The sequence below is a fragment of the Pseudolysinimonas sp. genome (genome assembly GCF_044239695.1).
Classification (GTDB): Bacteria; Actinomycetota; Actinomycetes; order Actinomycetales; family Microbacteriaceae; genus Pseudolysinimonas_A.
In genome coordinates, this window is sequence record NZ_JBIIAW010000004.1 from 26,048 (window position 1) to 45,955 (window position 19,908).

Below are 19,908 nucleotides of genomic sequence, written 5' to 3' on the forward strand. Positions count from 1 at the left end.
GCAAGTGGCGGTCCTAGAGGCGGGCGAATCGGGCCCGCACGAAGCCATAGAGGCCGTAGGCGATGAACCCGAGCGCGACCGCGACGAGCACCACCGCACCGAACGGCAGCGCGGCGAGCGCCGCGAGCGCGTCATCCAACCCTCCCGCGCTCGACGGGTCGGCCGTGACCGCCGCCACCAGGAACAGGATGCCGATCATCCCGAACGCGATGCCACGGGCGATGTATCCCACCATCCCGAGCACGGTGACGCCCGTCGCGACCCGTCCGGCCGGGAGGCTCACGTCGTCGAGGAACTTCTTCCGGACGCCTTTGGCGACGAGGTAGCCGCCGACGCCGAGCGTGCCGAGACCCACGAGCACGACGAGCACGACCCCGCCGGGCGTCGCGAGCGCCTGGGCGGTGACATCCTCTTCGCCCCCGCCGCCCCCACCCGACCCGAGCGCGACCCGGATCCCGACGACCGCGATCGCGGCGTAGGCGACGCCCTTGCCGACGGATTTCGCCCGCGCCGCCCAGAGGCGTCGCGCGTCGGGGTCGCGCTCCTGCACGGCGGAGGCGATCTGCCAGACCGCGAGACCCAGGAGCCCGACCACGATCACCCAGATCAGCACCTGGCCGCCCGGCCCCTGGGCGAGACCCGTCAACGCTCCGTTCGGATCCGCTCCCCCCGACGCCGCCGAACCGGCCACCCCCAGTGCGAGCCCGCCGATCATCACGTTCAGCAGGCCGTTGACGGCGAAGCCGAGTCGCGCGGCCAGCTGCATGGCGGAGGAATGCTGCGTGTGCGCCGCGGTGGACCGTGCTCTGTCGTTCATCACCTCAGGGTGCCAGCGCCGTCCCGCCCACGGGAGCCCTTGCCAGGCGCCCGTCGATCTGAGCGTGTTCAGCTATATGATGACTTCATCATGTCACTCACCCGCGACGAGCGACCGCTCTACGAGGTCAAGGCCGGCCTGTTCAAGGGGCTCGCCCACCCGCTCAGGATCCGCCTCCTCGAGCTCCTCGCCGACGGCGCCGAGCACAGCGTCGCCGAACTCCAGCGCGGCACCGGGCTCGAAGCGTCCCACCTCTCCCAGCATCTCGCCGTGCTCCGACGACACCGGCTCGTTGGATCGTCACGCCGCGCGAGCCACGTGTACTACCGGGTGACCGACCCCGAGGTCGCCGAGCTCCTCGCCGTCGCGCGCCGACTGCTGAGCGCGGTGCTCGCCGCCGATGCCGAACAGCTCGGACGCCTGACCGCGCTCCCCGAACTGGCCGGCCCGTGACCGGGCTTCTGAGTCGCGCCGTCAGGCACGGGCGCCGACTACTTCCCGGCGCGCGGGACTACGCGGCGGTCCCCCGGTCATGGCGACGGGACCTGCTCGCCGGCCTCACCGTCGGCATCGTCGCGCTCCCGCTCGCACTCGGTTTCGGCATCTCCTCCGGTGCCGGCGCCGAGGCCGGCCTCATCACGGCGATCGTCGCCGGGGTCGTCGCCGCCGTCTTCGGGGGCTCGAACGTGCAGGTCTCAGGGCCCACCGGCGCGATGGTGGTCGTGCTCGCACCGATCGTCGCGATGCACGGCGTCGGCGCGGTGGCGATCGTGAGCCTCCTCGCCGGCGTCATCGTGCTCGGCGCCGGCGTTCTGCGGCTCGGTCGAGCGGTCTCGATGATCCCCTGGCCGGTGATCGAGGGGTTCACCCTCGGCATCGCCGTCATCATCTTCCTCCAGCAGGTTCCCGCGCTCACCGGGTCCGCCACGCACGCCTCGCACGGCAACGTCGTCGTCGAAGCCGTGTCGGCGATCACGTCGGCGGATCCGGTCTACCTGCTCTGGGCTCTCGGCGCGGTCGTGATCATCTCCGCGTGCATGCTCCTGCTTCCCCGACTGCACCGCGCCATCCCCGGCTCCCTCGTCGGGATCGTCGTCGTGACCGCGCTCACCCTGGTGCTGCCCGACCCGCTGGCTCCGATCGGCGACCTGCCGCGCACGCTGCCTCTTCCTGCGCTGCCGGTCCTCGACCTCGCGACGCTGAGCGCGCTCCTCCTCCCCGCGGTCACCGTCGCCGCCCTCGCCGCGATCGAATCCCTGCTCTCGGCCCGCGTCGCGGCCGGCCTCGCCGACACGGGACCCTACGATCCCGACCGCGAACTCGTCGGGCAGGGGCTCGCCTCGATCGCGGCCGGGATCTTCGGCGGGATGCCCGCAACGGGCGCGATCGCCCGGACCGCCGTCAACGTGCGTTCGGGTGCCGTCACACGTCTCGCCGCGATCACGCACGCGGTCATCCTGCTGCTCGTCATCGTGATGGTCTCCGGGCCGGTCGGCGCGATCCCCCTCGCCGCCCTCTCCGGCGTGCTCATGGTGACCGCCACGCGGATGGTGCATGCCGGCACCGTGCGCTCGATCCTGCGCTCGACGCGCGCCGACGCGGCCGCCTTCGTGATCACGGCCGTCGTCACCGTCTCCGTCGACCTGATCGTCGCCGTCGGAATCGGCATGGTCGTCGCCGGCTTGTTCGCCATCCGCGGTCTCGCCCGCGCCACCGGGGTGCATCGCGAGCCGCTCGACGGCGAGGCCCGGGCGGGTGACGAGCGCATCGCGGTCGTGCGTTTTGACGGGCCGCTCTTCTTCGCCGCCGCCGACCGCGTCCTCGACACCGTGACCGGGCTCGACGGGGTCTCGGTCGTCATCCTGCGGATGTCGCAACTCGAGCTCGTCGACGCGACCGGCGCGCACGTGCTCAGCGAGATCGTGCAGCGCCTCGAAGCCCGCGGCGTCACCGTGCTCATCAAGGGCGTGCGGGAAGGGCACACCGAGCTCTTCCGCACCGTCGGCGTTCTCGACGCGCTACGCGACCAGCGTCACCTGTTCGACGACCTCACGGCTGCCGTCGCCCACGCCCGCAGTCACGTCGCGCGCGACAACGGCGACATCGCGGAGTCGCCGGCTTAGCCGTCCTCGCCGAGCCACTTCTCGACCAGGTGGTCGGCGATGACCCGCCGGATCGTGCCGGAACGCGCGCGCAGCACGATGCTCTCGGTGCGCAGGATCGGGCCCTTCCGCTCGACGCCGCGCACGAGGGCACCGTCGGTGACCCCGGTCGCGACGAAGAACGTGTTGTCGCCCTTCACGAGGTCGTCCGCCTCGTAGACCTCGCCGAAGCGCAGCCCCGCCGCCGCGCCTTTCTCGCGCTCGGCATCCGTCTGCGGGTAGAGCATCGTCTGGATGAAGCCGCCGAGCGCCTTGATCGCGCACGCCGTGGCGACGCCCTCGGGGCTGCCGCCGATGCCGACGCACATGTCGAGGCGGCTGTCGTAGCGGGCCGCGTTGATGCCGCCCGCGACGTCGCCGTCGAGCAGCAGTCGCGTGCCGGCGCCGGCCGCCCGGATGTCCTCGATGAGCTGCTGGTGGCGCGGCCGGTCGAGCACGCCGATGAGCATCTCGTCGACGCCCTTGCCCTTCGCCTTCGCGAGCGCGCGGATGTTCTCTCCGATGGGCTGCCGGATGTCGACCACCCCGATCCCGGCGGCATCCGTCACGAGCTTCTCCATGTAGAAGACGCTCGAGGCGTCGAGCATCGCTCCTCGGTCCGCGGCGGCGATCATCGAGATCGCGTTGCTGCGCCCGGCCGCCGTGAGCGACGTGCCGTCGATCGGGTCGACGGCGATGTCGCAAGCCGGCCCGCGCCCATTGCCGACGACCTCGCCGTTGAACAGCATCGGCGCCTGATCCTTCTCGCCCTCACCGATCACGACGGTGCCGGCGAAGTTGACCGTCCCCAGGAACTTGCGCATGGCATCCACGGCGGCCCCATCGGCGCCGTTCTTGTCGCCGTGACCGACGTACGGGAAGGCGCGGATGGCGGCGGCCTCGGTGGCGCGCACGAGCTCCATCGCGAGGTTGCGGTCGGGGTGGAGATAGAGAGTGCCGGTCTCGGCATCCGCCATGGGAGTGTCCTCTGGTCGATACGGGAAGGATCGGCCCCGGTGGCGGCGAGGGCGCTGAAGTCAGCCTACCGAGCCCCGGTAAGCTCGCAGGCGATCCCGCCACCACGATCGTTTCCGGCCCCTGTCAAGGAGACCCCATGCCCGTCGCAACCCCCGACCAGTACGCCGAGATGCTCGACACCGCCAAGAAGAGCGGGTTCGCCTTCCCGGCGATCAACGTCTCGTCGTCGCAGACGATCAACGCGGTGCTCCAGGGTCTCTCCGAGGCCGGGTCCGACGGCATCATCCAGGTCACCACCGGCGGCGCCGACTACTTCGCCGGCCAGACCGTGAAGGCCCGGGCCGCGGGCGCTCTCGCGTTCGCCGCGTTCGCCACCGAGGTCGCCAAGAACTACCCCGTCACCGTCGCACTGCACACCGACCACTGCCCCAAGGACGCCCTGCCCGGCTTCGTCGAGCCGCTCATCGCGGCGTCGGAGGCGCAGGTCAAGGCCGGCGGTCACCCGATCTTCCAGTCGCACATGTGGGACGGCTCGGCCGTGCCGCTCGCCGAGAACCTCGAGATCGCGAAAGATCTGCTCCCCCGCATGAAAGCGATCAACGCGATCCTCGAAGTCGAGATCGGCGTCGTCGGCGGCGAGGAGGACGGCGTCGCCCACGAGATCAACGAGCACCTGTACACGACGCTCGACGACGCGATCGCGACCGTCGACGCGCTCGGCCTCGGCGACCAGGGCCGCTACATGGCGGCGCTCACCTTCGGCAACGTGCACGGCGTCTACGCGCCGGGCAACGTGAAGCTGCGCCCGGAGCTGCTGAAGGAGATCCAGGAGGGGCTGGCGGCGAAGTACGGCACGGCGGCCAAGCCGCTCGACCTCGTCTTCCACGGCGGGTCGGGGTCGACCGACCAGGAGATCGCGGATGCCGTCTCGTACGGGGTCGTGAAGATGAACATCGACACCGACACCCAGTACGCCTTCACCCGCTCGATCGCCGGCACGATGTTCGCCAACTACGACGGCGTGCTCAAGGTCGACGGCGGCGTGGGCAACAAGAAGATCTACGACCCGCGCGCCTGGGGCAAGATCGCCGAGTCCGCGATGGCCGCGCGCGTCGCCGAGGCGACCCGCCAGCTCGGCAGCGCCGGGCAGAGCATCAGCTCGAGGTAGCGCGCGCCTCGCCGGCTTCCGGCGGCAAGTTGAACGTCACCCGCAGGAACCGGTCGTCGCTCCACTCCAAGTCATCGACGCTGCCGCGCAGCGCGAGGTAGTACGGCGCGAGGTGCATGACGCGCCGACCCTCGGGGAGCTCGAAGTCGAGACTCACCCCGACCGCCGTCGTGCCGTCGGGGTGAGCGCGCAGCTCGACGAGGAGGGACCCCGCGTCGGTGCCCGGCGTCGCGAGGATCGCGCGGATGAGGGCGCGCAGCGCGGTGCGCTGCGCCGCGCGCATCCGTCCCGCCTGATGGTCGGGGTCGACCACGACCAGCCGGTCCTGCGCGACCGAATCGAGCCAGCTGAGGTTCGACTGCGTGACCAGGTCGTCGCGCAACCGCCGCGCGAGCTGGCCGGCGAGCGTGCGATCCGCCGGAGTGACCTCACCCGACCGGGCGATGCCTTCGATGAAGGGCGCCGCCCGCGCGATCAGGCGGGCCAGACGCGCGCGTTCGAGCGCCTCGTTGTGCGCGCCCTGGGGGGCGTCGAGGGAGAGCATCGACTGGGAGCGTCGCTCGATCAGCGGAATGGTGCGCGCGACGACGGCGAGCGAGAACCCCGCGGTCGCGGCGATGCCGCTGACGAGCGGGGAGGCGATGATCAGCGCCGTCGAGACGGGACCCCACGCCGAGACCTCCGGCCGGATCAGCAGGCAGCCGATCGGGACGGCGACGAGGGTGACGGCGGAGCCGAGCACGATGATCGCGCGCGGCGGGAGGTACGGTCCGAGCGAGCCGATCACCAGCGCGAGCCCGAACGGCGCCCACCACAGCTCGATGGTCAGTGCCGTATCGGCGTAGCCGATCGACGAGAGCGCGAACCCCGCCACCCCGATCGCGAGGGCGATGCTCGCGCCACCCCAGCCGAGTCGGCGCCGCATCGGCCGGGTGAGCACATGGATGAGGACGCTCGCCGACGTGCAGAGCGCGACACCGACCAACTGCAGCACCGGATCGCGGCTGGAGTCCCAGGCGACGAGGGCGAAGGTGCCGCCGTAGAGGAGGCTCAGCCCGGCGAACACCAGCGGCACGAGGGAGCCGGTGAACCAGCTCAGCGGATCCGCGTCCTGGGCGGAAAGCCGCAGGAATCGTCGGTCGAGCCACGGGAGCCTCACGACGACCTGACTTCGGTCGCCGGGGCGGTGAGGATCACCGAGGTCCCCTCGCCCTTCGCGGACCAGATCTGCGCCCGCCCGCCGACGGCCGCCATCCGGTCGACCACCGAGGCGCGCAGTCCGAGCCGGTCCTGCGCGACCGCGGCCGGGTCGAATCCGGAGCCTCGATCGGTGACCATCACGGTGATCGTGGTCGGGTCGGCGATCACCTCGACTTCGGCGGTCGTCGCGCCGGAGTGCCGGAGGACGTTCTCCAGGGTCGCCCTCAACGACCAGAGCAGAGCGTCGCCCACGTCGGGCTCGAGAGCGTGGTTGGCCGGTGCCGGTCCGGTCATGTGGAGGCTGAGCCCCCGCCACTGGAATTCACTCGCCAGTCGCGCGAGGTCGTTCCGCAACCCCGGATCCTCCTCGATCAGGTCGGACGTGGCGTTCGACGCCCGGATCCAGTCCGCTCCGCGCAGCACGTCCAGATCGGCGAGCAGGCGCTCCCGGGCGCGCTCGTCCAGCCGGTTCGGGGCGCTCATCACGACGGCGAGGTCGTTGAGGATCGTGTCGTGCACGACCGCGGTGGTGCGGCGCGCCAGATCCTCCCCGTGCGCGAGGGCGTGCGTCTCCGCCTCCAGCTCGTCGAAGTTCGGCACGCGGCGGCGGATGCGCTCCTGGATGGCGGCGAGCGTCAGATAGGCGACTGTCGAGAGCGCGAGCACCATCGCCGGTCCGAAGCCGGGGGTGAACGTCATCCCCGACACCGCGAACGCGATGACGCCGGCGACCGTCGCCACGGCGAAGCCGAGCACCGACCAGCCGATCCCCATGAGGGCCCGGGTCGCCGGGATGCCGACGAGCACGAGGGCGAGGGTCGGCCGGTTGACGAGGTACGGCGTGCTCTCGACGATCCCGGGGTCTCCGGCGAGCAGGAGCACCTCATAGCCGACGGTCGCGGATCCGGCCACCGCGAGGTAGGCGAGCACGACCCAGCGACGGGGATGCAGGACGACCGCGACGATCCCGCCGAGCACGACGCCGAGGAGGATGAGGGCGAGGGGCAGGTCGGAGAGCCGATCACGCAGGATGAAGGTCTCGACGAGCACGGGCACGGTCAGCAGGATCGTCATGGCGGCGACCCCCCACCCGGCCGCCGAAACCGCACCGGTGATGACGGCGGCGGCCGTCTCGCGCGGCAGGACCCGAACCCGCACGGGTCAGGTTCCGGAAGCGGTCAGGGCAAGGGGGTAGGCGAGCGCGTCCGGGGTCTGGAAGACGATCGCGACGAGCACGACGACCCAGCTCGCGACGGTGAGCGCGCCGGCGACGAGCGGCACCCAGAACGCGACCCGACCGCGCCGCAGCCGCTGCACCGAGACGAAGCCGGCGACGAGGAAGAGCAGGAGCGAGACCCCGAACAGCACGTAGCCCCCGACCCGCGCCGCATCGCCGAAGTCGATCGACTCGGTCGGCGTCCCGGCGGTCGCGCTCTCGAGGAAGGTGTCGAAGTCGAGCAGTGCCGCCCCGTACTGCACGAGATTGATCGCGCCGAAGAGCAGGAGGGCGATCGTCACGGGCCGGTCGTAGCGCCGGCCCCCGGGTGCGGCCGGACCGCCGACCGCCGCAGGCGCCGGAGCGGGCGGTGCCTCCGCGAGGGGTGCCTCGACCGCGACCCCGCGCAGGGCGGCGACCTCCTCGGGCGTCGCGTACTCGCCGTACTGCGGGATCGGTCGGGGCGCCGAGCGGGGGTCGGACACCCGCTCAGCCCTGCCAGTCGAGGCGACGGGTGCGTCCGCCGAGGCCGCGATCGTCGGGGTTGCCCTGGGCGTCGGTGCGCAGTTCCTTCGGCAGCGAGAACATCAGGTCCTCCTCGGCCGTGACGACGGTCTCGACGTCGAGGTAGCCGGCATCCGCCAGCTCGGCGAGGACCTCCTGCACGAGCACCTCAGGCACCGACGCGCCGCTCGTGACCCCGACCGTGGCGACGCCGTCGAGCCACTCCTGCTGGATCTCGGTCGCGTAGTCGACGCGATGCGCGGCCTTCGCGCCGTGCTCGAGCGCGACGTCGACGAGCCGCACCGTGTTGGAGCTGTTGGCCGAACCCACCACGATCACCAGATCGGCGGCCGGCGCCACCTTCTTGATCGCGACCTGACGATTCTGGGTGGCGTAGCAGATGTCGTCGCTCGGGGGGTCCTGCAGGTTCGGGAACCGCTCGCGCAGCCGCCGCACCGTCTCCATCGTCTCGTCGACGCTCAGGGTGGTCTGCGAGATCCAGACGAGGTTGTCGGGGTCGCGCACGACGAGCGTGTCGACATCCTCCGGCTTCGTCACGAGGGTGGTGCGCTCGGGCGCGTGCCCCATCGTGCCCTCGACCTCTTCGTGCCCGGTGTGACCGATCAAGAGGATGTCGAGGTCCTGCTTCGCGAAGCGGACGGCCTCGCGATGCACCTTGGTCACGAGCGGGCAGGTGGCGTCGATCGCCTGGAGCCCGCGGTCGGTGGCCCCCTGCACGACCGCCGGCGAGACGCCGTGCGCCGAGAAGACCACGTGCGATCCGTGCGGCACCTCGGCGACGTCATCCACGAAGATCGCCCCACGCTGCTCGAGCGTGCTGACGACGTGCACGTTGTGCACGATCTGCTTGCGCACGTAGACGGGGGCGCCGAAGTTCTCGAGCGCCTTCTCGACGGCGATCACCGCACGGTCGACTCCGGCGCAGTAGCCGCGCGGGGCGGCGAGCAGAACGCGCTTGCCCCCGTCGACGGGTCGGTCGACGAGTCGCCCGCGGACCGCGGGGACGCGAGGCGGCGCGAGCACTGCCGCGCCGTTGGTGATGCCGGCCATGTCTCGATTCTACGGAGCCGACCGGCACCGGGCTGGGAGGACGGCGGGCTCGGTTAGCCTCGACGCGTGACCCCCGAGCCCGCCGCGACCCCCGAGCGCTCCTCCCCCGAGGCGCCGTGGCCGGTCGCGATGATGTCGGGCAAACTCAAGGACTACATCGACCGCCTCGGCACCGTGTGGGTCGAGGGCGAGATCACCCAGTGGGGGCTCTCCGGCGGCAACGCCTACGGCAAGGTCAAAGACCTCACCCAGGACGTGACGCTGTCGTTCCGGGTCTGGTCGACGACGCTGATGAAACTCAAGGAGGAGTTCCGGCAGGGCGACCGGGTCGTCGCCCTCGTGAAGTCCGAGTGGTGGCCCAAGGGCGGCACCCTCACGATGCAGGTCTACGACATCCGCCATGTCGGCATCGGCGACCTGCTCGCGAAACTCGAGGCGCTGCGCCGGAAGCTCAGCCAGGAGGGGCTGTTCGACGCGGAGCGCAAGCAGCGCCTGCCCTTCCTGCCGCGCTGCATCGGGCTGGTGACGGGCAAGGACTCGGATGCCGAGAAGGACGTGATCCGCAACGCCCAGTTGCGCTGGCCGGCCGTTCAGTTCCGCATCCGGCATGCGGCGGTGCAGGGCGACCGCGCGGTGTCGGATGTCATCGGCGCGATCACCTCGCTCGACAAAGACCCCGACGTCGACGTCATCATCGTCGCGCGCGGCGGCGGCGACTTCCAGAACCTGCTGCCGTTCAGCGACGAGCGGCTGGTGCGGGCGGTCGCCGAATGCCGCACCCCGGTCGTGAGCGCGATCGGCCACGAGGCCGATCGGCCGCTGCTCGACGACGTGGCCGACCTGCGGGCCTCCACCCCGACCGACGCGGCGAAGCGGGTCGTGCCCGACATCGCCGACGAGCTCGCGCGCGTGCGGCAGGCCCGCAGCCGGATGCTCGCGCGAGTCACCGGAATGGTCACCGCCGAGATCGACCGCATCGGAAGCATCCGCTCGCGCCCCGTGCTGGCCGACCCGCAGCGCCTGGTCGGCGACCGGGCCGAAGAGCTCACCCGGTGGGTCGCCCGCGGGGCGGAATTGCTCGACTACGCATTCGAACGCGCCGGGCAGCGCGTCGTCGAACTCCGCGCGCAGCTGCGGGCGCTCTCTCCGCAAGCGACCCTCGAGCGCGGCTACGCCATCGCCCGCCTCGAGTCGGGGGCGGTGCTGCGGCACGTCGCCGAGTCCACCCCCGGGGATGCCCTCCGCCTCACCCTCGTCGACGGCGAGATCGCGGCGACCGTCGAGGGCCGCGGGTAGGGTTGTGGGCGTGTCCGACATCGCCGAGCTCTCCTACGAACAGGCTCGGGACGAACTCGTGAAGGTGGTCGGCGCCCTCGAGCAGGGCGGCGTCTCGCTCGAGGAGTCGCTCGCCCTCTGGGAGCGCGGGGAAGCCCTCGCGAAGCGGTGCGAGGAGTGGCTCGTCGGCGCGAAGGCCCGTCTCGACGCCGCCCGCACCTCCGCGGCGTCCCCCGCCGCCGGCGACCCGTCATGACGATGCCCGCCCAGGAGGCGGCGCCGACCGTCGCCGAGCGTCGCGCGGCCCGGCGCGCCAACCAGACGACGTTCAACCTCGTCATCGCCCTGATCGCGTCGCTCGGCATCGTTCTGCTGCTCGTCGTCGTGGTCGTGCGGCCCGACACCCAGCTCCCCGCCATCGACTACCGGGCGGTCGGAGCCTCGGCCCAGGGGTCCGTCGACGAACCGCTCGTCATCCCCGACCTCCCCGAGGGCTGGACCGCCAACCGCGCCGAACTGGTGAGCGACCCGGCCGACGGCGTGACGCGGTGGGAGATCGGGTTCCTCACCCCCGACGGCGCGTACATCGGCCTCGTACAGGGCGTCGACGCGAACGCGTCGTGGCTCGCCGACCAGGTGCGTTCCGCCTCCGTGACCGGAGCGCAGAGCCACGGCGGCCTCACCTGGGACGCCTACGACCGCCGCGACGTGCCCGACCCGGGCAATGTCGAGTTCGCGCTCGTGACCGAGTCGGGGGCGTCGACGATCGTGCTCGGCGGCACGGCATCCGACGAGGAGTTCGCCGTGCTCGCCACCACCGTGGGAGAGGCCCGCTGATGGCCGACGCCGCCGTCGAGAGCCGTCGCACCCCCGCGCAGGTGTGGCGCGAGATGAGCCGCGGCAACGAGCGCTTCGTCGCCGGCGAGCCGCAGCACCCGCGGCAGGACGTCGAGCGTCGCACCGAACTGGCCGGGTCGCAGGCACCGCACGCCGCGCTGTTCGGGTGCAGTGACTCCCGCCTCGCGGCCGAGATCATCTTCGACAAGGGCCTCGGCGATCTGTTCGTCGTGCGCAATGCCGGCCAGGTCATCTCCGACTCCGTGATCGCGTCGCTCGAGTACGCGGTCGCGGTGCTCGACGTGCCGCTCATCATCGTGCTCGCGCACGACGCGTGCGGGGCCGTGCAGGCGGCGATCGACCTCGACTCCGCCGAGTCGGCGCAGCTCCCCCCGCACATCGCCGGGCACATCGCGGGAATCCGGCCGGCCGTGCGCCTCGCCGCCACGCGCGACCCCGAAGACGTCGGCCGGGCGCACCTCGAGCGCACGGTTCGAGCCCTCGTCGAGCGCAGCGAACTCATCTCCGACGCCATCGCCGCCGGTACGCTGGGAGTCGTCGGCGCGAACTACCGCCTCATCGAAGGCCACGTGGTTCCGGCTGTCGCCCTCGGGGCGCTCGAGTCCTGACTCGTCGCTCCTCCCCGCCACCGCCTCCTCGCCCCTCAAACCGAAAGGCCACGTCGCCGTGAGCACCCCGAACGCCGAGACCGGCTTCCGCATCGAGCACGACACGATGGGTGAGGTGCGGGTGCCCGCATCCGCCCTCTACGGCGCGCAGACCCAGCGCGCCGTCGAGAACTTCCCGATCTCGGGATCGGGACTCGAGGCCGGCCAGATCGTGGCCCTCGCCCGCATCAAGCGCGCGGCCGCCCTGGTCAACCAGGAGCTCGGCATCCTCGACGGAGCCATCGCCGACTCGATCGTGGCCGCGGCGGACGACATCATCGGCGGCGCGCACCACGACCAGTTCCCGGTCGACACCTACCAGACCGGGTCGGGCACGTCGTCGAACATGAACATGAACGAGGTGCTCGCCACCCTCGCGACGCAGAAGCTCGGCGCGCCCGTGCACCCCAACGACCACGTCAACATGTCGCAGTCCAGCAACGACGTCTTCCCGACGTCGGTGCACGTCGCGGTGACCGGTGCCCTGGTCAACGACCTCGTGCCGGCGCTCGACCACCTCGCCACCGCGCTCGAGGCGAAGGCCGAGCTGTGGAAGGGCGTCGTCAAGTCCGGCCGCACGCACCTCATGGACGCCACCCCCGTCACCCTCGGCCAGGAGTTCGGCGGCTACGCCCGCCAGGTGCGCCTGGGCATCGAGCGCGTGCAGGCGGCGCTCCCCCGGGTCGCCGAGGTCCCGCTCGGCGGCACCGCGACCGGCACCGGTATCAACACCCCGAAGGGCTTCTCGCCGAAGGTCATCGCGATCGTCGCCGAGACCTCAGGGCTGCCGATCACCGAGGCGCTCGACCACTTCGAGGCGCAGGGCGCGCGCGACGGACTCGTCGAGGCCTCCGGGGCGCTGCGCGTCATCGCGGTGTCGCTCACCAAGATCTGCAACGACCTGCGCTGGATGGGCTCGGGCCCGAACACCGGTCTCGCCGAGCTGTCGATCCCCGACCTCCAGCCGGGGTCGTCGATCATGCCCGGCAAGGTCAACCCGGTCATCCCGGAGGCGGTCATCATGGTCGGTGCCCGCGTGATCGGCAACGACGCGACGATCGCCTGGGCCGGCGCGACCGGCAACTTCGAGCTCAACGTCGCCATCCCGGTGATGGGCACGGCGCTGCTGGAGTCGATCCGCCTGCTCGCCAACGGCTCCGTGCTGCTCGCCGACAAGACCGTCGAGGGACTCGAGGCGAACGTCGAGCGTTCCCGCGCGCTCGCCGAGTCGAGCCCGTCGATCGTCACCCCGCTCAACAAGTTCATCGGCTACGAGAACGCCGCGAAGATCGCCAAGCACTCGGTCGCGAAGGGCCTCACCGTGCGTGAGGCGGTCATCGACCTCGGCTTCGTCGAGCGCGGCGAACTCACCCTCGAGCAGCTCGACACGGCACTGGATGTCCTGTCGATGACGCGCCCCGGATAACCCCCTCCCGCGGGTTGAGTGCCGCGCGGCAGCGCGGTGTATCGAAACCCTGGTGGCACACTCACGGCATGACGCTCGATCGCTCCCGCCGTGCCCGCGCGGCGCGGAAGCGGCGTAAGCGGTTCCTGGCCGCCGACAACGATCTCACCGCGGCGCAGTGGACCGCGATCCGGTCGGCCTGGGGCTGCTGCGCCTACTGCGGCGGCCCCGACGAGTCGCTGCAGAAGGACTGCGTGCTGCCGCTGTCGCGCGGCGGCCGCTACACCATCGAGAACGTCGTCCCCGCCTGCCGGTCGTGCAACGCGAGCAAGAGCAACGACGAGGTCACCGGCTGGCTGCGGCGCAAGCGGCTCGACGAGCCGGCCTTCCTGCGCCGGTGGGTCGACGTACTGACCACTCTGAGACCGTCAGACGGTCTGGACGACGAGCGCCCCGACGTACCCGGCGAGCAGGAACGGTCCGAACGGGATGCGGCGGTCGCGTCCCTTCACGATCAGCACGACGAGCGCGACCACGCCGCCGAGCAGGAAGGCGATCAGGGGTGACGCGATCGCGACGCTGACCGTCGGCGAGGCGAGCCCGAGGACGGCGGCGAGCTTCACATCCCCCATCCCCATCCCGCCGCCGAGCGCCAACAGGAAGAGCACCCCGGCGTAGCCCACACCCGCGAGCACGGGGATGAGCGGCGGGACGCCGGTGGTCGCCCACGATCCGCCGGCGGCGAGCAGCCCGATGACGAGTCCGGGCGCGACGAGCCGATTCGGCAGCCGGTGCTCGGCGAGATCGATGCGCGTCAGCTCGGGGGCTGTCGCCGCGACGTAGAGCGCGGGGATGGCTGCCACGGCCGGGCCGATCGCGACCCAGGTGAGGACGCCGATCGCGAGGGTCACCGGCAGCTGCCATCCGATCCGTCGCATGGCGGGATGCTAGCGACCGGAGTCGTGGAAAGCGGCATCCTGCTCACAACGCAGGGGATGCGGACTGGACGGGCCGGGCCCACGCCGCACTTCCCCGGCGACGTGGTGCCCGACCCTCAGACGTGCCTGCGGGGCTACGCCAGCTCGTTGCCCTCGAGCATCTCCGTGACGAGGGCCGCGATGGCCGACCGCTCGGAGCGGGTGAGGGTGATGTGCGCGAACAGAGGATGCCCCTTGAGGGTCTCGATCACGCTGGCCACCCCGTCGTGGCGTCCGACCCGGAGGTTGTCGCGCTGGGCGACGTCGTGCGTCAGCACGACCCGGGAGTTCTGGCCGATGCGGCTGAGCACCGTGAGCAGCACGTTGCGCTCCAGCGACTGCGCCTCGTCGACGATCACGAAGGCGTCGTGCAGGGAGCGACCGCGGATGTGCGTGAGCGGCAGGACCTCGAGGATGCCGCGCTCGACGATCTCTTCGAGCACGTTGTCCGAGACGAGGGCGCCGAGGGTGTCGAACACCGCCTGCCCCCAGGGGTTCATCTTCTCGTCCTTGTCGCCCGGCAGGTAACCCAGCTCCTGGCCGCCGACCGCGTACAGCGGACGGAACACCATGATCTTGCGGTGCTGCTGCTTCTCGAGCACGGCTTCGAGTCCGGCGCAGAGGGCGAGCGCCGACTTGCCGGTGCCGGCGCGACCGCCGAGCGACACGATGCCGATCTCCGGGTCGAGCAGCAGGTCGATCGCGAGGCGCTGCTCGGCGCTGCGGCCGTGGAGGCCGAAGACATCCCGATCCCCGCGCACCAGCTTGAACTCGCCCCGCGCGCTCACCCGGCCGAGGGCCGACCCGCGCTCGGAGTGCACGACGAGACTCGTGTTGATCGGCAGGTCGGCGACCTGCCGGGAGGACATCTGCTCGGTGTCGTAGAGGTCCGCCATCTGCTCGGCCGAGATCTCGACATCGGCCATGCCGGTGTACCCGGAGTCGACGGCGAGTTCGGCTTTGTACTCCTCCGCGGTGAGGCCGACGGACGCGGCCTTGACGCGCATCGGGAGGTCCTTCGACACGACGGTGACGTCGAGCCCGTCGTTCGCGAGGTTCATCGCGACCGCGAGGATGCGGGAGTCGTTGTCGCCGAGCTGGAGCCCCGACGGCAGCACCGACTGGCTGGAGTGGTTGAGCTCGACCCGGATGGAGCCCCCCGCCTCCCCCGCCGACATCGGGAAGTCGAGCCGTTCGTGCAGCCGCCGCAGCTCATCGAGATTGCGCAGTGCTTGACGCGCGAAGTACCCGATCTCCGGGTCGTGGCGCTTCGCCTCGAGTTCCGAGATGACGACGACGGGCAGGACGACGGCGTGCTCCGCGAAGCGGAAGATCGCCTTGGGATCGCTCAGCAGCACCGACGTGTCGAGGACGAATGTCCGCTCCCCCTGCTTCGGTTTCCCACCTCCGCCCGGGGCGTTGGTGGACTGCTGCTGGGGCTTGTCGAGTGCGGGCACTCCCACTCCATCCCCGGGGAACGCTCCCCCGGCTCTGATTTCGTGGCGGCCACTTCACTCGGAACGAACTTACGTGGCCGCTCCGACCAGGCGCCGTGCCTGATGTCTCCGACGCTAACCCCGGGCGTGTGACGGTCGCGTTTCGACACGCCCCCCGCGCGTTACGGACGTGTGAATCCTCAGCTTCGGGTGCTCAGATCGTGGTGGCGAACGAGACCAGGGCCGCACGCAACATCGAGAAGGTCTCCTCCTCGACCGTCGCGTGGGCCGAGAGCCGCACGGTGGTGTCGCGCACCGTCGCGGTGACGCCGTGGTTGTGCAGCGAGGCGGCGAGCACGGTGAGCTGCTCGGGCGACGGCTCGAGCACGACGATCCCGGCCCGTTCCGCCTCCGCCCGGGGCGACACGACCGGCACCGCGTACTCGTCGGCGAGGTCGATGAGTCGCGACACGTTGTGCGCGATCTCGCGGTGGAGCACCGGGATGCCGACGGCGGCGATCTCTTCGAGGGCGGCGGCGAACCGCCCGGCGGCGACCGGGTCGGCGTGACTGACCTGGTACGCGGCAGCCCCCTCCGCGGCCGGCTCCACGGTCGGCGCGTACGGATCGCGGGAGCCGGCGAAACTCGACCACACCGGAGTCAGGTGGTCGCGGGCCCGATCGCTGACGGCGAGGAAGCCCGACCCGATGCCGGCCCGCGTCCACTTCTGACCGCCCGACACGACGACGTCGGTGACCTCATAGGGCGCATCCACGATCCCGAAGCCCTGGGCGGCGTCCACGATCAGCAACCGGTCGCCGATCACCTGGCGGATGCCGTCGAGGTCGACGAGATACCCGGTGCGGTAGTCGACGAGGCTCACGGCGACGGCGACCACCGAGGGCGTGAGCTGGTCGCGCAGGTTGCCCGGCGTGACCCGGCCGTCATCGGTCTCGAGCCAGAGCGGGGCGAGCACGCCGAGCGCGTCGGCGGCACGCTGCACGGCGTAGGTCATCGACGGGAACTCCCGCGGCGACACCGCGACGCCGCCGGTGATCCCGAACATCGTGTGCAGCAGGCCGGTGGAGGCGTTGGGCTGGAACACGACCTGATCCGGCCGGAAGCCGCCGAGCGCCGCGACGGCCGCCCGCATCCGGTCGTGCTGGGCGAGCAGCCCGGCGACGGACCCGAAGCGCGCGTGCGCGAGGACGCTGGCGAGCGCCGTCTGCTCCTCGAGGGCGGCACGACCCATCGGCGCGACGCGCGCGTAGTCCAGGTAGCCCGGCTCCTCGTCGAAGCGGGCCTGGTAGTCGGTGAGATTCATGCGCCGTACCTCCGATCCCGGGTGGCGTAGGCGCGCAACGCGCGCAGGAAGTCGACCTCGCGAAGGTCGGGGCCGAGCGACTCGAGGAAGTAGAACTCGCTGTGGGCGCTCTGCCAGAGCATGAAGTCGGAGAGCCGCTGCTCCCCCGACGTGCGGATGATGAGGTCGGGGTCGGGCTGACCCTGCGTGTACAGGTGGTCGGCGATCAGCTCGGGCGTGAGCAGCGCCGCGAGGTCGTCGATCGTGCCGCCGCTGGTGCCGTGCGTGCGCACGATGCTGCGCATGGCATCCGCGATCTCCCGGCGTCCGCCGTACCCGATCGCGAGGTTGACGTGCAGGCCCGCATTCGCGGCCGTGCGCGCTTCCGCGCCGTGGAGCGCGTCGACCAGCGGCTGGGGCAGACCCTCGGTCGTGCCGACGTGCTGGATGCGCCAGTCGGCGGCGCGCGAGAGGTCGTCGGCGAGGTCCGCGATGATCTCGAACAGGGTCCCCAACTCGTCCGCGTCGCGGCCGGTCAGGTTGTCGGTCGAGAGCAGGTAGATGGTGACCATGCGGATGCCGAGGGCGTCGCACCAGCCGAGGAACTCGCGCATCTTCGCCGCACCGGCGCGATGCCCGTGGGCCGCCGTCTCGAGCGCCCGCTCTCGCGCCCAGCGACGGTTGCCGTCGATGATCATGCCGACGTGGTGGGGTCGCGGAAGGTCCGCGAGCTCTCTGCGCAACCGAGCCGAGTAGAGCCCATACAAGAAGCTCCGGCCGGATGCGCCCTTCCGTTGTGGCACCTGACTAAGGTAGTCGACCCTCCCAGGGTCTTCGTCGCGGGTCCCCGTACACTCCCCGCATGACCTCTGCGCGCCCCGGAGCGACCGATCTGACGGACCCGGCCGACCCGGGCGTCGACCTCCCCAACATCCCCCTGCTCGACGACGCGATCGCGCATCCCGAGGTCGAGCAGAAGCCCACCTGGCGCGGCTGGATCCACGCCGCCACCGCGCCGCTCGCGCTCGCGGCCGGCATCGTTCTCATCGTGCTCGCCGACGGCCCCGCGGCGAAGGCGGCGTCGGCCGTGTTCATGGCGTCGTCGATCCTGCTCTTCGGCGTCTCCGCGGTCTACCACCGCTTCAACTGGAGCCCGAAGGTCAAGGCGATCTTCCGCCGGCTCGACCACTCGAACATCTTCATCCTCATCGCCGGTACCTACACGCCGCTCGCGGTCAGCGCGCTGCCCTTCGACAAGGGGATCGTGCTGCTCTCGGCGGTCTGGGGTGTCGCGGTGCTCGGCATCGTGTTCCGGGTGTTCTGGGTGCAGGCGCCGCGCTGGTCGTATGTGCCGCTCTACATCGGCATGGGCTGGGCCGCCGTCTTCTACGCCGTGGACCTCGTCTCGTTCAACCCGGTCGCGATGCTGCTCGTGCTCATCGGCGGCCTGTCGTACACGGCGGGCGCGCTGATCTACGGGTTCAAGCGCCCCAACCCGGTGCCCGGCGTGTTCGGGTTCCACGAGCTGTTCCACACCGCGACGGTCGTGGCGTTCCTCTGCCACTGGACCGCGATCCTCATGATCGTGCTCAACCCGCTGGGGTGGTAGCGCCGCTCGGCTGGGCGGCTAGTCCTTCTCGGCGGCGGCGGCCTCTTCGGCATCCAGCTGCTCGTTGATCGCCGCCCGGTAGTTCACGCGGCGGGTGCGGCGCACCATGTCGACGATGAGCAGCACGACCACGACGACGATGCCGAAGGTGATCACGAATCCCCAGACGCCCGGGGTGACGACGTTCGGGTCGAAATCCTCCGCCGGACCGGGGGTCGGCACCGTGGTGAAGAGCAAATGGAGCACGTGGGCCTCCCGGTCCGAATAGCCTGGTTCCAGGGTAACGGAGGCGAGATGACGCACAGCTCGGTCGCGGAGCGCTACGGGCGCACGGATGCCGACCGGCGACGCCGGCTGACGATCGGCGTCGCGGCGGCCGTCGGGGTGCTCGTCGTGGTCGTCGCCTGGGTCGTCTGGGTCGGGCTCTTCAGCCCCTCGGCCAGCCTCGAGACGCGCGACACCGGGTATGTGACCCGCGAGGACGGCTCCGTCGACATCCGTTTCGAGGTCAGCACCGAGCCCGGTCTCTCGGTGTCGTGCGCCCTCCAGGCGCTCAACGAATCGTTCGCGATCGTCGGCTGGAAGATCGTCGAGCTGCCCGCCGGCGAGGAGCGCACCCGCGCGTTCGTCGAGAACGTGCGGGTCACCGAACCGGCCGTCACCGGGTTGATCTACCGCTGCTGGCTGACCTAGCATGGGGCGATTGCCCGGCTCCGGCCGGGCACACGTATTTGCTCGCCCCCTCGAAGGAGCATCCGCATGTCCGACCCCGCTGCCACGACCTGGCTGACCCAGGAGTCCTACGACCGACTCAGCGCCGAGCTCGCCGAGCTCGAAGGACCCGCGCGCCTCGACATCGCGAAGAAGATCGAAGCCGCGCGTGACGAAGGCGACCTCAAGGAGAACGGCGGCTACCACGCCGCGAAGGACCAGCAGGGGAACATCGAGGCGCGCATCCGCCAGCTCACCTTCCTGCTGCGCCACGCCACCGTCGGCGAACCGCCGGCCGCCTCGGGGGTCGTCGAGGTCGGCACGGTCGTGACCGCGAAGATCGCCGGCGACGAGACGACGTTCCTGCTCGGCAGCCGCGAGATCGCCGACGACTCCAGCGACCTCGACGTCTACCCGGCCACGAGCGCGCTCGGTGAGGCGATCCTCGGCCTTAAGGTCGGCGAGAAGGCGACCTACGTCGCGCCGAACGGCAAGGAGATCGCCGTCGAGGTCGTCGCGGTCGAGACCTACCGCGCGCGCTGACGCTTGAGGCGACGGCACGGTCGTGCCGTCGCGCGTCGCCAGCGCCGAC

General features: G+C 71.1%; 22 protein-coding genes and 1 pseudogene. 12 read left to right on the forward strand and 11 right to left on the reverse strand.

Annotation, left to right across the window (positions count from 1 at the left end; all coding sequences use genetic code 11):
• Nucleotides 1–13: 13 nt before the first annotated feature.
• Nucleotides 14–817 (reverse strand): DUF1206 domain-containing protein, encoded by an 804-nt coding sequence (locus ACILQS_RS01380; protein ID WP_395638301.1) that lies wholly within the window; start codon nt 815–817, stop codon nt 14–16.
• Nucleotides 818–907: 90 nt separating this feature from the next.
• Between ACILQS_RS01380 and ACILQS_RS01385 the strand changes: the two genes are divergently transcribed.
• Together ACILQS_RS01385 and ACILQS_RS01390 are read left to right on the forward strand one after the other, a co-directional pair.
• Nucleotides 908–1,270 carry an ArsR/SmtB family transcription factor gene (locus ACILQS_RS01385; protein WP_395638302.1) on the forward strand — a complete coding sequence of 121 codons (363 nt, stop codon included), beginning with the start codon at nt 908–910 and terminating at the stop codon, nt 1,268–1,270.
• The gene (locus ACILQS_RS01390) at nt 1,267–2,940 is read left to right on the forward strand and encodes a SulP family inorganic anion transporter (RefSeq protein WP_395638303.1); all 1,674 of its coding nucleotides are present in this window, start codon (nt 1,267–1,269) and stop codon (nt 2,938–2,940) included. Before ACILQS_RS01385 ends, ACILQS_RS01390 begins: the two co-directional genes overlap by 4 nt.
• Here ACILQS_RS01390 and glpX read toward each other — a convergent pair.
• Nucleotides 2,937–3,935, reverse strand: coding sequence for a class II fructose-bisphosphatase (glpX, locus tag ACILQS_RS01395; protein ID WP_395638304.1), 999 nt, complete (start codon nt 3,933–3,935; stop codon nt 2,937–2,939). The two genes, ACILQS_RS01390 and glpX, sit on opposite strands and share 4 nt — an antisense overlap.
• A gap of 137 nt (nt 3,936–4,072) precedes the next feature.
• Between glpX and fbaA the strand changes: the two genes are divergently transcribed.
• Nucleotides 4,073–5,104 (forward strand): class II fructose-bisphosphate aldolase, encoded by a 1,032-nt coding sequence (gene fbaA, locus ACILQS_RS01400; RefSeq protein ID WP_395638305.1) that lies wholly within the window; start codon nt 4,073–4,075, stop codon nt 5,102–5,104.
• Here the strand turns inward: fbaA and ACILQS_RS01405 are convergent.
• The 4 genes from ACILQS_RS01405 to ACILQS_RS01420 are packed head-to-tail and all read right to left on the reverse strand — an operon-like array spanning nt 5,091 to nt 9,095.
• Nucleotides 5,091–6,263, reverse strand: coding sequence for a hypothetical protein (locus ACILQS_RS01405; protein ID WP_395638306.1), 1,173 nt, complete (start codon nt 6,261–6,263; stop codon nt 5,091–5,093). The genes fbaA and ACILQS_RS01405 overlap by 14 nt on opposite strands.
• Nucleotides 6,260–7,462, reverse strand: a complete 1,203-nt coding sequence (locus ACILQS_RS01410; protein ID WP_395638307.1) for a sensor histidine kinase — start codon at nt 7,460–7,462, stop codon at nt 6,260–6,262. Before ACILQS_RS01410 ends, ACILQS_RS01405 begins: the two co-directional genes overlap by 4 nt.
• Nucleotides 7,463–7,465: 3 nt before the next feature.
• Nucleotides 7,466–8,005: a DUF6264 family protein gene (locus ACILQS_RS01415; protein WP_395638308.1), complete on the reverse strand. Its 540-nt coding sequence runs from the start codon at nt 8,003–8,005 to the stop codon at nt 7,466–7,468.
• A gap of 4 nt (nt 8,006–8,009) precedes the next feature.
• Complete coding sequence (locus tag ACILQS_RS01420) at nt 8,010–9,095, reverse strand: 4-hydroxy-3-methylbut-2-enyl diphosphate reductase (RefSeq protein ID WP_395638309.1); 1,086 nt, start codon at nt 9,093–9,095, stop codon at nt 8,010–8,012.
• Nucleotides 9,096–9,224: 129 nt separating this feature from the next.
• Here ACILQS_RS01420 and xseA point away from each other — a divergent pair, with 129 nt between their 5' ends.
• The 6 genes from xseA to ACILQS_RS01450 all read left to right on the forward strand — a co-directional run bounded on the left by xseA (nt 9,225) and on the right by ACILQS_RS01450 (nt 13,846).
• The gene (xseA, locus tag ACILQS_RS01425) at nt 9,225–10,391 is read left to right on the forward strand and encodes an exodeoxyribonuclease VII large subunit (protein WP_395638339.1); all 1,167 of its coding nucleotides are present in this window, start codon (nt 9,225–9,227) and stop codon (nt 10,389–10,391) included.
• Entirely contained in the window at nt 10,330–10,626 is a 297-nt protein-coding gene (locus ACILQS_RS01430) for an exodeoxyribonuclease VII small subunit (RefSeq protein ID WP_395638310.1), read from the forward strand. Before xseA ends, ACILQS_RS01430 begins: the two co-directional genes overlap by 62 nt.
• Nucleotides 10,623–11,207: a DUF4245 domain-containing protein gene (locus tag ACILQS_RS01435; protein WP_395638311.1), complete on the forward strand. Its 585-nt coding sequence runs from the start codon at nt 10,623–10,625 to the stop codon at nt 11,205–11,207. The genes ACILQS_RS01430 and ACILQS_RS01435 overlap by 4 nt, the downstream gene beginning before the upstream one ends.
• Complete coding sequence (locus ACILQS_RS01440) at nt 11,207–11,836, forward strand: carbonic anhydrase (RefSeq protein ID WP_395638312.1); 630 nt, start codon at nt 11,207–11,209, stop codon at nt 11,834–11,836. Before ACILQS_RS01435 ends, ACILQS_RS01440 begins: the two co-directional genes overlap by 1 nt.
• Nucleotides 11,837–11,894: 58 nt before the next feature.
• On the forward strand, nt 11,895–13,301 hold the full coding sequence (locus ACILQS_RS01445; RefSeq protein ID WP_395638313.1) for a class II fumarate hydratase: 1,407 nt from the start codon (nt 11,895–11,897) through the stop codon (nt 13,299–13,301).
• A 68-nt stretch (nt 13,302–13,369) separates the two neighbouring features.
• Nucleotides 13,370–13,846: an HNH endonuclease gene (locus tag ACILQS_RS01450; protein ID WP_395638314.1), complete on the forward strand. Its 477-nt coding sequence runs from the start codon at nt 13,370–13,372 to the stop codon at nt 13,844–13,846.
• 18 nt (nt 13,847–13,864) lie between these two features.
• On the opposite strand, the pseudogene ACILQS_RS01455 reads toward ACILQS_RS01450, so the two are convergent.
• The 4 genes and pseudogenes from ACILQS_RS01455 to ACILQS_RS01470 all read right to left on the reverse strand — a co-directional run.
• A pseudogene (locus ACILQS_RS01455) lies at nt 13,865–14,218 on the reverse strand (prepilin peptidase); the annotation flags it as partial.
• A gap of 134 nt (nt 14,219–14,352) precedes the next feature.
• Nucleotides 14,353–15,714 carry a PhoH family protein gene (locus ACILQS_RS01460; protein WP_395638315.1) on the reverse strand — a complete coding sequence of 454 codons (1,362 nt, stop codon included), beginning with the start codon at nt 15,712–15,714 and terminating at the stop codon, nt 14,353–14,355.
• Between the two features lie 193 nt (nt 15,715–15,907).
• On the reverse strand, nt 15,908–17,017 hold the full coding sequence (locus ACILQS_RS01465) for an aminotransferase class V-fold PLP-dependent enzyme (RefSeq protein WP_395638316.1): 1,110 nt from the start codon (nt 17,015–17,017) through the stop codon (nt 15,908–15,910).
• Nucleotides 17,014–17,799, reverse strand: coding sequence for an isoprenyl transferase (locus ACILQS_RS01470; protein WP_395638317.1), 786 nt, complete (start codon nt 17,797–17,799; stop codon nt 17,014–17,016). Before ACILQS_RS01470 ends, ACILQS_RS01465 begins: the two co-directional genes overlap by 4 nt.
• 59 nt (nt 17,800–17,858) lie before the next feature.
• Here ACILQS_RS01470 and ACILQS_RS01475 point away from each other — a divergent pair, with 59 nt between their 5' ends.
• Nucleotides 17,859–18,605 (forward strand): hemolysin III family protein, encoded by a 747-nt coding sequence (locus ACILQS_RS01475; RefSeq protein WP_395638318.1) that lies wholly within the window; start codon nt 17,859–17,861, stop codon nt 18,603–18,605.
• Nucleotides 18,606–18,623: 18 nt separating this feature from the next.
• Here the strand turns inward: ACILQS_RS01475 and ACILQS_RS01480 are convergent, their stop codons facing one another.
• Nucleotides 18,624–18,851, reverse strand: a complete 228-nt coding sequence (locus ACILQS_RS01480) for a hypothetical protein (protein WP_395638319.1) — start codon at nt 18,849–18,851, stop codon at nt 18,624–18,626.
• 48 nt (nt 18,852–18,899) lie between these two features.
• Here ACILQS_RS01480 and ACILQS_RS01485 point away from each other — a divergent pair, with 48 nt between their 5' ends.
• Together ACILQS_RS01485 and greA are read left to right on the forward strand one after the other, a co-directional pair.
• Nucleotides 18,900–19,298, forward strand: coding sequence for a DUF4307 domain-containing protein (locus tag ACILQS_RS01485; protein WP_395638320.1), 399 nt, complete (start codon nt 18,900–18,902; stop codon nt 19,296–19,298).
• Between the two features lie 66 nt (nt 19,299–19,364).
• Complete coding sequence (gene greA, locus ACILQS_RS01490; RefSeq protein ID WP_395638321.1) at nt 19,365–19,859, forward strand: transcription elongation factor GreA; 495 nt, start codon at nt 19,365–19,367, stop codon at nt 19,857–19,859.
• Nucleotides 19,860–19,908: the final 49 nt, after the last annotated feature.

Bases quoted from the DNA above. Each gene is read 5' to 3' on its own strand.
- ACILQS_RS01385 (WP_395638302.1), top strand. From the start codon at position 908: ATGTCACTCACCCGCGACGAGCGACCGCTCTACGAGGTCAAGGCCGGC.
- ACILQS_RS01465 (WP_395638316.1), bottom strand. From the start codon at position 17,017: ATGAATCTCACCGACTACCAGGCCCGCTTCGACGAGGAGCCGGGCTAC.
- greA (WP_395638321.1), top strand. From the start codon at position 19,365: ATGTCCGACCCCGCTGCCACGACCTGGCTGACCCAGGAGTCCTACGAC.
- fbaA (WP_395638305.1), top strand. From the start codon at position 4,073: ATGCCCGTCGCAACCCCCGACCAGTACGCCGAGATGCTCGACACCGCC.
- ACILQS_RS01380 (WP_395638301.1), bottom strand. From the start codon at position 817: ATGAACGACAGAGCACGGTCCACCGCGGCGCACACGCAGCATTCCTCC.
- ACILQS_RS01475 (WP_395638318.1), top strand. From the start codon at position 17,859: ATGACCTCTGCGCGCCCCGGAGCGACCGATCTGACGGACCCGGCCGAC.
- ACILQS_RS01430 (WP_395638310.1), top strand. From the start codon at position 10,330: ATGCCCTCCGCCTCACCCTCGTCGACGGCGAGATCGCGGCGACCGTCG.
- xseA (WP_395638339.1), top strand. From the start codon at position 9,225: ATGATGTCGGGCAAACTCAAGGACTACATCGACCGCCTCGGCACCGTG.
- ACILQS_RS01440 (WP_395638312.1), top strand. From the start codon at position 11,207: ATGGCCGACGCCGCCGTCGAGAGCCGTCGCACCCCCGCGCAGGTGTGG.
- ACILQS_RS01485 (WP_395638320.1), top strand. From the start codon at position 18,900: ATGACGCACAGCTCGGTCGCGGAGCGCTACGGGCGCACGGATGCCGAC.
- ACILQS_RS01450 (WP_395638314.1), top strand. From the start codon at position 13,370: ATGACGCTCGATCGCTCCCGCCGTGCCCGCGCGGCGCGGAAGCGGCGT.
- ACILQS_RS01420 (WP_395638309.1), bottom strand. From the start codon at position 9,095: ATGGCCGGCATCACCAACGGCGCGGCAGTGCTCGCGCCGCCTCGCGTC.
- ACILQS_RS01435 (WP_395638311.1), top strand. From the start codon at position 10,623: ATGACGATGCCCGCCCAGGAGGCGGCGCCGACCGTCGCCGAGCGTCGC.
- glpX (WP_395638304.1), bottom strand. From the start codon at position 3,935: ATGGCGGATGCCGAGACCGGCACTCTCTATCTCCACCCCGACCGCAAC.